Annotated in this window: 10 protein-coding genes; 5 read left to right on the top strand and 5 right to left on the bottom strand. The window is 65.4% G+C overall.

The genetic code is table 11. The features are described from left to right. Positions 1-12: 12 nt before the first annotated feature. The 5 genes from KA261_04280 to KA261_04260 all read right to left on the bottom strand — a co-directional run bounded on the left by KA261_04280 (position 13) and on the right by KA261_04260 (position 6293). Positions 13-918 carry a hypothetical protein gene (locus tag KA261_04280; GenBank protein ID MBP7697006.1) on the bottom strand — a complete coding sequence of 302 codons (906 nt, stop codon included), beginning with the start codon at positions 916-918 and terminating at the stop codon, positions 13-15. A gap of 23 nt (positions 919-941) precedes the next feature. After that, positions 942-2063 carry a hypothetical protein gene (locus KA261_04275; GenBank protein MBP7697005.1) on the bottom strand — a complete coding sequence of 374 codons (1122 nt, stop codon included), beginning with the start codon at positions 2061-2063 and terminating at the stop codon, positions 942-944. Next, positions 2053-3363: a hypothetical protein gene (locus KA261_04270; GenBank protein MBP7697004.1), complete on the bottom strand. Its 1311-nt coding sequence runs from the start codon at positions 3361-3363 to the stop codon at positions 2053-2055. Before KA261_04270 ends, KA261_04275 begins: the two co-directional genes overlap by 11 nt. 52 nt (positions 3364-3415) lie before the next feature. After that, positions 3416-4459, bottom strand: coding sequence for a hypothetical protein (locus tag KA261_04265; GenBank protein ID MBP7697003.1), 1044 nt, complete (start codon positions 4457-4459; stop codon positions 3416-3418). 94 nt (positions 4460-4553) lie between these two features. Further along, a complete protein-coding gene (locus tag KA261_04260; GenBank protein MBP7697002.1) occupies positions 4554-6293 on the bottom strand; it encodes a serine/threonine protein kinase in 1740 nt (579 codons plus the stop codon). Between the two features lie 318 nt (positions 6294-6611). Between KA261_04260 and KA261_04255 the strand changes: the two genes are divergently transcribed. The 5 genes from KA261_04255 (at position 6612) to KA261_04235 (ending at position 12678) form a co-directional block, all read left to right on the top strand. Next, positions 6612-7700: a PAAR domain-containing protein gene (locus tag KA261_04255; GenBank protein MBP7697001.1), complete on the top strand. Its 1089-nt coding sequence runs from the start codon at positions 6612-6614 to the stop codon at positions 7698-7700. Positions 7701-7749: 49 nt separating this feature from the next. Continuing rightward, positions 7750-8226: a DcrB-related protein gene (locus KA261_04250; protein ID MBP7697000.1), complete on the top strand. Its 477-nt coding sequence runs from the start codon at positions 7750-7752 to the stop codon at positions 8224-8226. 14 nt (positions 8227-8240) lie between these two features. Beyond that, positions 8241-10454 (top strand): hypothetical protein, encoded by a 2214-nt coding sequence (locus KA261_04245; protein ID MBP7696999.1) that lies wholly within the window; start codon positions 8241-8243, stop codon positions 10452-10454. Positions 10455-10528: 74 nt separating this feature from the next. Then, entirely contained in the window at positions 10529-12037 is a 1509-nt protein-coding gene (locus tag KA261_04240) for a D-alanyl-D-alanine carboxypeptidase family protein (GenBank protein MBP7696998.1), read from the top strand. Then, positions 12034-12678 carry a hypothetical protein gene (locus tag KA261_04235; GenBank protein MBP7696997.1) on the top strand — a complete coding sequence of 215 codons (645 nt, stop codon included), beginning with the start codon at positions 12034-12036 and terminating at the stop codon, positions 12676-12678. The genes KA261_04240 and KA261_04235 overlap by 4 nt, the downstream gene beginning before the upstream one ends. Positions 12679-12819 lie beyond the last annotated feature (141 nt).

The raw sequence follows: 12819 nt of genomic DNA, 5'->3' as shown, positions 1-12819 counted from the left end.
GCCGCCCTCTCGCTACATCGGACCGGGGGAGCCGGCATCGATGTAGCAGTCATCCGTGTAGAGAACCGCGGTCACCTGCGTGCTGTCGATCGCCGTGCCGTCGGTGAGCGTCATCGAGGTCGGAGCCAGCCAGATGGATGTCGAGGCGGCCGCGGGGGCGCCGACGCCAAGCGATTGGACGTGCACATCGACGAGCGGCCCCCTGGCGGCGGCATCGACGAGCGCTCTCCCCGGCACAGTCTGCGTGAGCGCCACCGCCCAGTAGCCCAGACCGGTCTGCACCTGCACAAATTGCGGGGGCAAGAACAGAACTTCGCCGCCGGCCACCAGGGCCGCCAGAGCGGGGGACGGGCCGACGCTGTCGATGCGCACCAGGTCGTTCCGATAGTACACGCGAAAAGCGATCCCGTACAGCGCCGGCTGCCGGTAGAAGCAGGCCTGGATGACCGTATCGAGCACCGCCCCGGAGTCGAGAGGAGCGATGTAGCGCGGCACGAACTTGAGCATCGGCACCGACGGCGTGAGCGGAAGGTCGATGACGGTCGTCAGGTCGGGTGCGATCTCCTGCACCTGGCGCCCGCCGTACACCTCCACGCCGGCGTCGTTGAGGATGCTCACGACAAATTCCAGCGGCTCCCCGGAGGGGAGGTTCTCGACTGTGACCGTGACCACCGAGGCGGTCAGGTCGTAGCTGGTGTCGGCCGCCAGAAGCACGCCGTCCCTGACCCGCGCGACTGTGAGGATGAAAGCCTGAAACGACTCCTGGAGGGCCGAGGTATTCTTCTGCAGTTGGACAGCCACGGTGACGGTGCGGCCGGGCTGCCGGCCGGTGACGGTGTCGGCGCAGCCGCCGGCGAAAGCCGCCAGGACGGCGCCGGCCAGAAGAGCCGCCCCGGTACTGGTCCATATCCTGTTCATAGTTCTTCCCACGAAATCCCCCTTCACATCGCGGCCTGGAGGCTCACCGAGGCCTGCCAGCCGCTCAGATCGATGGCCCCGCCGTCGGCGCTCCCGGTGAGGTACCGGAGGTCCACATCGAGGCTGCCGTGAGCGGCGATTTTCCTGCTTGCCTCCACGCCCAGCCGGACCACCGTGCTCGCGCCGAATTCGTCATCGGCCGCGATCAAGCGGAGGCCGGCCGCCGGCCCGAGACCCCACCCCTCCGATACGGCATACCGGGCGCGGCCGGAGAGATGGAACTCGTTGCCGTAGAGCCGGCGGTTCAGCGATTCCTCGTACTGGTCGTAGAGCGCGCTCTCTCCCCTCAGAAGGTACCGGGTCAACAGGAGAAGGCTGAGCCGGTCCAGTTGCGTCTGGTTCGCCAGGCGGAAATCGAGGTCGGTGCTCTGGCGGAACATCTTGGCGCCCTCGCGCGTGTCGGTCGTGCGGTAGCTGAGCGTGGCCGCCGCCGACCAGACCGCGCGGCCGGCCTTGAGGTCGGCCCCGAGGTTGGCGGACAGCACGTCGCCCGGGTTGTAATCGTCGATCCCCTCGTACGGCGAGTAGGCGCCGGTGTAGGAGTAGGAGACGCCGCCGGCCACCGTGGCGCGGCCGTAGTTGCGGGCGAACCCCGCCAGGGCGTTCAGCCCGAGACCCTCGCCGAACCGCCGCACCGGGAAGTCCAGGAAATTCTCGGACAGCACCTGCACGATCATCCGCTCATCGGCAAAGCGCAGCTCCTTCTTGCCGGTGGGGAGGCTGAGGCCGATGCTTAGCAGGATTTGGTCGTTGCTCAGCGACCGGCTCACCTGCAGGCGAAGGTCGCCGAGGCCGGAGACGTCGGCCGCGGCCTCCGGCGATTCGAGATCCCCGGCCGCGGTGGGGAGGAAGAAGCGGGCCTCCAGGTTGTCCCGCAGCGGGAGGAAACCGCTCACTATCAGGAGGCTCTGCGCGATGCTGGTCGTGCCGGCCCCGGTCGAATCGAGATCCCAGCTCGTGTACACGAACGAAGCGCGCCCGGAGGCGGGCTGGCCGTAGATCACCTGGCACTCGGCCGCCGAGGCCAGGCCCGCCACCGCCAGCAGCAGCGCGGCCCAGCGCCGCAGTGCATGACTATTTCCCATCGAGGTTCCCCCTTACCTGGGCCGCGCCGACCCCGGCCGGCACCGGCGGCTCCTCCGAATCCGACGTCCCGTCCTGTTCGCCGTCGGCCGGAACGATCCCGAGATCGTCGTGGAGCCCCTGCAGGCTGGCCCCGAGATCGTCGGGGGCGCCGCCGAGGAAATCCTGCCCGACCGCGGACTCCACCTGGCCGGCGCTCACGTCCCCCATGTTCTGCAGGCTCATCAGGGTGTTCGTGTTGTCCAGTTCCGTCCGGGCCTGGGAAAAGGAACCGTCGTGCTTGAGCGCCTGCTGGAACTCCACCTGCGCCGCCTTGTAGTACCCTTCGCCCTGGTACTGCAGGCCCCGGCAGTAGGCGAGGAAGGCCAGCGATGATTCGGTCGGCACATCATCCAGCCGGGCCCGCTCCTCGGGCGTCAGCGTGACGTGGAGCGAGTCCAGCAGAGAGAAGACGAATCTTTTCTGGAAGCGGTAGAACTGGTCGAGGGCATCCTCGGTCGGGGCGGACGGAGTCGGCGTGGCCCGCACGACATCCACCAGCGCCGCGTCGAGGCGGATCTTGTCGCCGATGCTCATGAGTTCGCCGGTGACGACGGTGTGGGCCCCCAGCAGGTAGCCCTTCTGCACCGCGCTCAGCGAGTCGGCGACACCCATGTCGCGGAGCCGCTGCTCGGCCAGCAGCGTCTCGACCTTCAGCCGTTCGATCGAGCGGATCGAGGAGACCTTGGCGAGATCGGCCGCGACCAGCGCCGACAGCCCGCGCGCCACCGGGGCGACCTCGGGGTCGAGGCGGGCGCCGCCGAAATTCAGGACCGCCACCGAGTTCTCCGGAATCGCGCTCGCATCCAATTGGCCCTCCCCGGCCACCACCTGGGGAAGCCGGTTCCGCAGCTCCTCCTGCAGGAGCTGATCGAGACGCTTGCGGACGGTCGCGGCCGAGCGGCCGGTCGGGTACCGGTCGAGGGCGGCGATGTAGTAGCCGACGGCCGAATCGGGATAGCCCTTGTTCTCCTGAATCAGGCCGAGGTAGACGTAGGCCGCGGGATCGGGGGCCGGCTGGTTGACGGCGTTCTTGAAGGCCACGTCCGCTTCCGCCGCGCGGCCCTCCTTGTAGTACGCGATCCCCACCTCCCGCCAGGCCGCCGCATTGGTCGGATTGACCGACAGCTCCTTGAAGAGACATTCGCGGGCCTGCTCGTAGCGGGCCTGATCCGTCAGCTTCCGGCCCTGGGTGACCAGGTTCGGAGCGCACGAAACCATCAGCAGGGCGCCGAGGAGCGCGAGGCCCATTCGCATGCGCATAGTGTCTTGCCTCACTTCGGTTGCGAAAGACGGGTTCATCCGGACGGCGCGGCTACGCGGCCAGATGGACGTAGACATTCATCTTGGTCTCGGCCTCCTTGAACCCGGGGTCGAGTTCAAAGGCCTTCTTGAAATGCTCGTAGGCCAGCTTGTAGTCGTGCTTCTTCTCGTACTCGACGCCCTTGGCGAAAGCGACCGTGGCGTCGTACGATCCGGTGCCGCCCTCCTCGATCAGCTTCATGTCGTCCTTCGACAGCTTGACATCGAGCGCCTGGCACAGTTCCTGCACGAGGTCCTTGACGATCTGGAAGTACTTGTCGGGGTTCCCCTCGGCCGACACCGAGGCGATGATTTCCGAGGTCTCGACGTTGACGGCGCGGGCCTGGACCATCGTGTGGCTGCGGTCCAGTTGCGTGAAGGAGCCGAACACCATCACGTGGGCCTGCAGGATCTTGCCGGCCTGGATCGCGGTCGCCTGATCGACGGCGCCGCCGGCCGCCAGCTTCTGCTCATTAATGATGTAGTCGAATTTCTCGCGCTCCACCACCTGCAGGCTGCCCAGCTTCTTGAACTCCTCCTGAAACATCAGGCCGAGCGCTGAACCGAGCGACCCGAGTTCATCGAGGTACTTCTGGACCGAGAAGTTGTCGAAGTACCAGACGGCGACGGTCTGCGGTTCGGTCGGGCCCGTCGACTTGCAGGTGAGCGCGCCGAGCGGACTCACCACCGAGTACCACCGGTTCTTCAGATCCTGCGGCCAGACATCGCGGGGGAGCCGCACCAGGCAGGGGCTGATGGCGGCGATCTTCTGCAGGCAGGTGTACGACCGCTCGAGGTAGTCCTCCCCCATCATGCGGTACACGAGGCTCTGCATTTCGAACACGGCGATGCTGTCATAGGCCGTGAGGGCGGGCCGGGCCAGCAGCTTGTCCAGGCGGTCGAGGCATTGCTGCCAGTCGCCGCGGGCATAGTGCTGGCGCACGACCTCCAGCTCGCCGGGGACATCGGCCGGTGTCTGGGCCACAAGTGACACCGCCGGGAGCGCGGCGGCCGACAAAAGGAGAGCTGCCACGAGGCGCATGCGAAACCGACTCATCGGAATCTCCTTGTGGAATTTTGCGATTTTCCTTTTTGAACCCGCTTCATGATACGGCATCCCCGGACCGCAGTAAAGACCTTTTTTGGCCGGCTCACTCCACCGCCACCGAGTCGCCGGTGAAATCATACATGAACCACGCCGTGTCGCCGTGCTGAACGATGCGCCCCACCTCGGGCGAGGACGCGACGTCCCCTTTCTTCACCTGAACGCGGTATTCGCCCACCGGCAGCTTGAAGAACTGGGGGGTGGATCCCCGCGGCCGGCCGTTGAGGTAGATCTCGTTCCCCACGGGATCGGACCCGACAAACAGCACGCCCGAATCGGCGGGGAGCGCGAATTCGAACGAGACCCGGGCCGTGCGCCCGCCGACCACGCGGACCGGCTGTTGCTGCGTGCTCGGCGCCGCTCCCGGATGATTCGCTTCGAGCCGGTAGTCGCCGGCCGCGAGCACCGTGTCCCAGGAGGTAACGCGCTGCGCAACAACGGCGTTATCGAGCTTCAAGCGAACCGGCCGGTTTGCCGTGACCTTCAGTGTGCCGCTGGTTGCCGCCGGCCCGGCCGCCACCGCGAACCTGCCCGGCGCCGAGTAGGCACTGGCCAGACCCTCCCGGCTGACCGCCCGCACCCGCCAGTACATCACCTCCGCCGCGAAACTCGTGTCGAGGATCCGAAACGTGTCGCTGAGGTTTTCGTACGTGGCCGAATTCAGAAAGTCCGCATTGTCGGCAATCTGAACGCGGTAGTGCACGGTTGAATCGCCGGCTGAGCTCCACACCAGCCGAACCGCCGCGCCCGCCTCCAGCCGCCCGCCGTCCGGCGGCGCCGCCGGCACCGGAACCGGCGGGGGTTCCAGGGCGGCTGTCGTATCCGGTCCGGACGGTTGGCCGCGTCCGAAGAAAAGGTAGGCGGCGACTGCGGCCGCGACCAGCACGCCCGCCGCGGCCCACTTCACCCCCGGGCGCGCCGGCTTCCGCGGCGGCGGGGGCGGCGGCGTCGGCGTCGCATAGCGAAACGGCAGCGTCACACCCGACGCGGACACTAGCGCCTCTTTCATCTCGAGGGCCGTCTGGTATCGCTTGGCCGGATCCCGGTGGATGGCTTTCAGGACGACCGCGGTCAGCGCCGGCGAGACCTCCCGGTTGAAAGCGTGCGGCGACTTCGGGTCCTGAAACAGCTTGGCGTCGCGGATAGCGAACAGATCGCCGCCGGCAAACGGAAGCGTCCCGGTCAGGCATTTATAGAGCGTCATTCCGACCGCGTAGATGTCGGTCAGGTCGAAACGGGTGTCGTCGCTTGCGGAAAACTGCTCGGGGGCCATGTACTCGGGCGTACCGCAGCAGCCGCCCACCGCGGTCAACGACGGATCGGTCTTGGCCTTGGCGATGCCCAGATCGATGATCCGCACCGCGCCGTTCTTGTCCCGCATGATATTGCTCGGCTTGATGTCGCGGTGGTAGATCCCCTTGCGGTGCGCGAACGCCAGCACATCGAGCGTCTCCACGGCGATGAGGACCGCCTCACGCACGGGCAGGTGGCCGCTGGATTTGATGAGGTCCTCGACCGTGACGCCGTCGATGAACTCCATCACGATGATCAGGTCCCCCTCCCACTGAAAAAAACCCTTGATCCGGCAGACGCGGGAGTCTTCCTCCAGCAGCGCCAACTTGTCGGCTTCCTGGCGGAAGCGCTCGGCATGCTGCGGATCTTTCAGGACTTTGAGGATAACCTTGAGACTGGGTACTTCCCGGTGGACAGCGAGGTAGACGCGGGCCATCCCGCCGGCCCCTCGCTCTTCGATTACTCTGTAGTCGCCGATCAGTTGCTCGTTCATTCGCTGGCGCCCCGGTTCCGGCCCTTCGGCCGCGTCGTTGATGGCGAGTCAAATTACGGACGCCCGGGGCGGAATGCAAGGCGAATTCGGCCGCGGCTCCCCGGCTGCGCCGGGCCGGCGGTCGATGCCCCCCGCGCCGCGGACGGCGCAAAACAATGATTGACGGCCGCGCGCCCGCGCCTTTATTATTGTAGACAGCAGCGATCGAAAAAACCATGTGCCCGCCGCCGAACCGGGCGGCCGGCACCATGGGCGCAGCGGAGCGGCGGCGAGGCGATCGCGACCTCGGCCGCCCTTTCCGAACAGGGAGATCTGAGCATGGGCAAGCCGGCAGCGCGGATGGGTGATATGACGGTCCACGGCGGAGCCATCGTCGTCGGCGAACCGACTGTCCTCATCGGCGGCCTCCCGGCCGCGCGCGTCGGCGACATGCACACCTGCCCGATGGTTAACCCGGGGGCCCCGCCCCCGCCCCACGTGGGCGGCCCCATCATGCCCCCCGGCGCCGTCACCGTCCTCATCGGCGGCAAACCGGCGGCCTGTGTCGGCGACATGGCCACCTGTTCCGGCCCGCCCGATGCGATTGCACCCCCCGGTTGCCCGACCGTGCTCATCGGCCCCGGCGGCGGCGGCGGAGGAGGCGGCGGCGGCGCCGGCAGCGGCGCCGCCTCGGGAACCGCCGAGACCGCGGCCGGCGAAGGCGGCGGCGCCGGCGAAGCCGCCGAGCAAGAACCCGAGGGACACTTCCTCGACGTCAAGTACGTGGACAAAGCCGGCAAACCGATCACCGGCGTCGGGTACGTCGTCAAGGGCCCCGACGGCAAGACGGACTCCGGCCTCCTGGCCGGCCGCATCCGCCGCGACGGAGTGGATGCCGGAAGTTACGAGATCGGCCTGCGCTGCATCTCCAAGGCCGAGTGGTCGGTCGAGCGGGCCAAGGTGGGGGATACGGTGACCCTGCGCGCCGTGTGCGCCGGACTCGAATCCGGAACCAAGGCCGCTCTGAAAATATTCGTGCGCGACTACAACGTCCCCGACCGCGTGGTGGCCGAGCTTCCGGCCGAGGTCGCCAACGATGCCATCGAGGCGGACTGGGTCTTCGCTGTCGACGAAAAGATCCTCAGGCTGCAGTCATCGCAGCAGGCCCGGAGCGGCTATTCCAGTCCGCGGTTCTACTTTGTCGCTGAGGCCGAGGGCTGCGCTGCCCGCTCGCCCTTCCTCTTCTACAGCGACTGGCTCGAAATCCGGCTTGCCGACAGCCAGGGAAAAGCGGCCGCCGGAAAAGCCTACAAAGTCGTCTTCCCCAACGGAGAGATCCGCGAGGGGACGCTGGACAGCGACGGCAAAGCCCGGTTGGAAAACGTGCCGCCGGGAAAGGCGCAGATATTCTTTGAACCGCAGGCGTGACCACGCCGGTTGCCCGCGACTGCAACCGGTCTCGCCTGCCGACGTCAACATGGTCGCGGACCCGTTATGCGAGGGATGGCCGGTGATCGATGAAATGGGGAAAACCAACAAGCGGTTCTCGATGAGGCTCGCCGAGGGCTGGGAGGACCAGACCGTGCACCTGTTCGTCGGCCCCGCCGAGCGCGGCATGAACCACCACCTGACGATCGCGGTCGACGACATCCCCCTGGCGGAGACGGCCCAGGATTACGCCGAGTACCGCGTCGAGCAGTTTCTGGACACCCTGCCGGCGGCCGAGGTGCTCAAAGAGGAGCCGCTGGCGCTCGGTGAGGATCTCGACGCCTACGAGGTCGTGATCAAATTCGTGCCCTCGGAGGCCGGACCCCGGTTCCGCCGCCTCGTGTTCGTGCTCCACGAGAACACCGCCTTCACCTTCGCGGCGGATTTCACCAAAGTGACCCGGAATACGCTCGGGGCGCAGATGATCGAGATGATCAAGACATTCCGGCCGGAGGCCGGCGCCTGAACCCGCGAGGCTGTATGACCGCCCTGAAAAGCACCAAAGCCACCGACGCCGAGCACGAAGTCAAGCTCGAACCGAGGCTCATCTCGCTCAGTTGGCGCTCCGGAAAAGCGCGCGCCGGAGGAATCGCCCGGTTCGAGGTGGTGACCGAGTTCGTCGGCAACGGCGCGAAAGTGAAAGTCACCGGCAAAAGCGAAAAAGGAAAAAAACTGGGCGCCGTCGACGCCCTCATGCGCAGGAACCGCCTCACCGGACAATTCGACGTCCCCGCCGATATCGACCTCGACGACCGCGTGTTCTTCGAGGTCAGGCTCCCCGGCAACGATCTCGAGGGGACCTCCGACCTGATCCCGGCAGCCCCCCCGGTCAAAGTCAACAGCCTCCGGTGGAGCTGCGACGAAGCCCGCCGGGACGATGAGGTCGCGCTGTCCGCATTTGTCGACGGGGTCGATGAGGCGGAAGAAGTGGCGCTGACGATCTACGAGTTCGACCGCGACGGAGCGCACGACAAAATCACCGAACTCCCCGGCCAGGTGGTCGACGGCCGGGTGGAGAAGAAGTGGCGGTTCGAGTACCACGAAGATGTCGACGAGATCCCCACCCAGGAGGAGATGGAGCGGTACGGCGGCGCCTACAACCCGCCCGAGTACTTCTTCACGATCACCGTCGATGGCGTCGAGTTCGGCAAGAAGCGCGCCTCCCCCCACCTGCTGACTTTCCGCGACTGGATCGAGCTGAGTCTGTGCGACTCCTCCGGCCGGCCGCTGGCCAACGAGGATTACGAACTGCTCCTCGCCGACGGGACCAAGCGGACGGGGACGCTCGATGGGGAGGGCAAGGCGAAGGTCGACGGCGTGCCGCCCGGCCGGTTTCAGCTCAAGCTGGCCAACGTTCGCGGCAGCCTTGCCCACGGCCGTCCGGCGGTCCAGCAGACTTGCCCGAAAGCCCGGGCGATCGCCAAAGTGGAAGGACCCTCGCGCATCCGCGTCGGCGGACGGGCGGAGTACACGGCCAAGCGTGCGCAAAACGCCGACCAATCGGCGCCGGTCAAGTGGCGCGTCAGCGATATCGAGTCGGAGGAGGTTCTGGAGGTCGAAACCGAAATCCAGCAAGACACGCTGATCCTGCCGTGTATCCCGGACTCGTTCAAGGGGAAAACGGTCAAGGTCGAGGCCTGGCAGGAGGAGCCGGAGGACGGCGCGACTTTCTCCTCGCTCGTCAGGTACGACGAAGTGGGGGAGTACATCGCCCGCTGTCGCAAACTCGAGAACGCCTTTCCGGACTGGACGGGGGAGGCGGTCCTCAACGCCCTGCGGCGGCTGGCGGGGTGCGACGATAAACGGTTTCAGCGGATGTTCGGGGTGGCGGCGGCCGATAACCTGCAGGAAATGTGCGATTCCAGACGACTGCCCTCCGGGGTTGCCGCCGACGACATCAAGTGGCTGATAGAACACTCCCGACACCGAGAGAAGATCGACCCTCCTGATGACCGGTCAGGAGCAATGAAGCTGAAAGAACAGCCCCAACAGAAACTGGAAGCAGACTTGCGCGGCTGCGCCACCGACTGCCTCGGATACCCGCTGGCGATGGGCCACGTGCTGTGCGGCATCTCGGCCGGCCAGCATCGGAATACCTCCGTGCGGCCACATTTCCTTGTCGTTCCGGGCGCGCTCGGATGGCACGTGGACAACCTGTACGCCGTCACCGTAGCCGGCGACCTCGGCCAATCGGCGGTGTGCGTCTTCCTGGGTGATAAGAGTGTTTTGATCGGCGACGATCGGGCCACGACCGAGGCCACCTACGATGAGTTGCGCGGCGATGTCGACGGTTTTGTCCTCGGCCACCACTTGAAGTCGCTACTGAACGGACGTTCACTGGACAAACTGCCCAGCGACGGCGGACTCCGTCTTAGCGAACTCCTCCAGACTTACTACTGCGTCTGTGAGGCCACGGCATCGAGCAGCCTGCCGACAGCGGCGACGCGGTTCGCGGCATTCAAGCGCGCGGGCCGGCATCATCTCCTCGATGAAATCCGGCAGTTCGCGCTCACGTTCGGTTACAGCAAGCCAATCTTCCAGAAGCTGCGCGCCCTGCTCGTGCAAAAAAATTTCGACGAGAGCGGGGAGAAACAGCCGGAACCGGTAAAGCACATGAAGGCGCTCATTCAGCGCATCTACGATGAATTCCTCGCGTGGCTGGACAAACATGCTGACGCGGAAGCGAAGAGATAGCGTCGCCGAAGGATGGGTGAAGAAGAACTGCAGCAAAAACGATTGGACGGAGTGCGGGAACGCGGAGAGCGGATATGACGCCTGACCATAGCGATGGTGGGGCCGGCGGCGGCGCCGGCGGCAGTGGGGCGGCAAGCGGCTGGACCCCGCCGATTGTCCGACCGGCCGAACGCGAAGATACCCCCCCGCCCGCCGCTGCGCCCGATGACGACGCTCCCGCGGCCGAGTCGGACATGTCGGCCGCCGCCGGCAGCCCGCCGGCCCCCACCGCGGGAAAAAGCGACTCGCCCACCGTCTCCGCGACCGGACTGGTGACCGGAAACAAATACGCCATCTGTGTCCGCGATTCCTATCTCAATCACCTGGAAGCCGAATTCGATCTCAAAGCCGGCGACATCGACGACGAGGGGGTGCGGCGGCTCAAGCGCCGGGGAAAGAAGCGCAAACAGACCACCCCCGATGGATGGGTGGTCGAGCTTCAGGACCACCTCAAGAAGTTCGTTATCGGCGACGTCGGGGAGAGCGACGGAATCTTCGGGAGGAAGGGGGTGCTGAAGGCGGTGCAGGCGTTTCAGGCTGCCGCGCTGACCAAGCACCGCTGGCAGGGGAAAGAGCTCAAAGAGGTGCAGATCACCTACAAGGGGAAGATCGACGGCCTGGTCGACAGGGATGTGAAAGAGGAGATTACTCGCTGGCTGGGCAACGGTTACACCGCCTATTATCCAAAACTCACCGCCAGCGTCGGCCGCCGCAAGAACAAGAAGGGCAAGGTGACCGAGGGGGCGAACAGGAAACCGGATGTGCTGCTCGTCCAGGACCGGCTCCGGGAGCTGGGCTACGTCGCGGCCCTGCCGTCTTCAATGAAGATTACCGACGGCGTGTGCGATGACGGGACGGTGATGGCAATCAAACTGTTTCAAGCGCAGGCGTACGATATAGACGAGCACGTGAAAACCAAGCGGGGACGGTGCGTGCCGCTCCCAGGCGGCCTTATCCAGAAGGGGAAAGAAGACGAGAAGAGGCTTTTGGGGAGCAATCCGCCCCGTTACAAAGAGGTGGCGAAGGGGAGCATCAAGCCGATTCAAGCCGGCATCAAGAAACGGAAAGACGAAGCAACCGGCGACGAGAAAAAGATCTGGGACAAGCTTGAGGAGGTCTGGAATCGCGTCAGTCCGCATTTCCCCGAAGGCACGAACATGTCCTCCGGATACCGCAGCGATGCCCGCCAGCGGGAGATGCTTCGGGAAAGCTACAACGAGACCTACAAAGCCGACTTGATCAAGAAATTCGGTAAGGACGAGTGGGAGAAGTACAAGAAGATGCAGGGAGTGGATGATGTTAAAGCGGAACCGGAAATGCGCTCCATGCTGGCGAAGGTTGGGTTCCAAATCGCCCTGCCGGGCACGAGCTCTCACCGAAGCGGCAAGGCGATCGACGTATCGGACAACGCGGGGAATGTGTATGATGCCCAGCAGATACGGGCCCTCCTGTGGGCCCACGTGATGCTGGACGAGAAGCTTGTCGCAAAGATCCTGCCCGAGACAGCCAAAAACGGCAAAGTTGTCCACTGGGAGTTTCAATGATTGTTGTTCCCTGCCTTCGGCGAACGGCCGCGGCCGCTGTTGCCTGCCTCGTTCTCGCGCTGGCGTGCGGATGTGCGAAAGATGGCGGCAAGACTGATGGAACGGCTGCCGCCCGCCCGAAAGCAGGGGAAGGAATCCTCCGTCCCGATGCCACTACCTATTTCCCACTGGAAGCCGGCAGCTACTGGGTCTACGAACGGTACACGGAAGGCGAGGAAGAAGGGGATACGACGCGCTATGAGGTGCTGGCGCTTGACGAAAGCGACTCCGGCTGGGTGGCCCCGGTGCTCGTGACCTACAGCGACGGGGACACCGACACGATCACCTATGTCTGCGGGCGGGGCGGGCTGGTCACCAGGAAGACCACTTTTGAGGACGTGGCGGAGCCGTTTGCGCTCCTGCAACCCGTCGATAGTGCAACCGTGGGCGATTTCACTTACGAGCAATGCCCCTACGGCGCCGACTCCTGCTGGTTTCTCGAAAACAACCCGGAGCGCGATGTGGACTGGGTCGGGTATGAGTTCCGCCAGGGAATCGGTCTGGTCTCCACCAGCGTGCTCTATATGTCCATCGATCTCGTGGACTACCGGATCGGCTCCGCCGGCCGCGACAGCCTGAAAGCCGGCAATTCGTCGCCTTAGTGGGGTTCGAGGGCGCCGGGTCGCCGCTCGGTATCCCCGCGTCGCGACAAATTACTTGACAATGCGATACTGGAATGATAAGATTTAGTTCCTGATGCAACTCGCGAGGGGGTTCGCATCCTCTTGTGAGGCAGACACCTG

The sequence above is a fragment of the Candidatus Zixiibacteriota bacterium genome (assembly GCA_017999435.1).
GTDB lineage: Bacteria > Zixibacteria > MSB-5A5 > GN15 > FEB-12 > JAGNLV01.
Note: the sequence above shows the minus strand (reverse complement) of the source record. Positions and strands in the feature narration are given on the sequence as shown.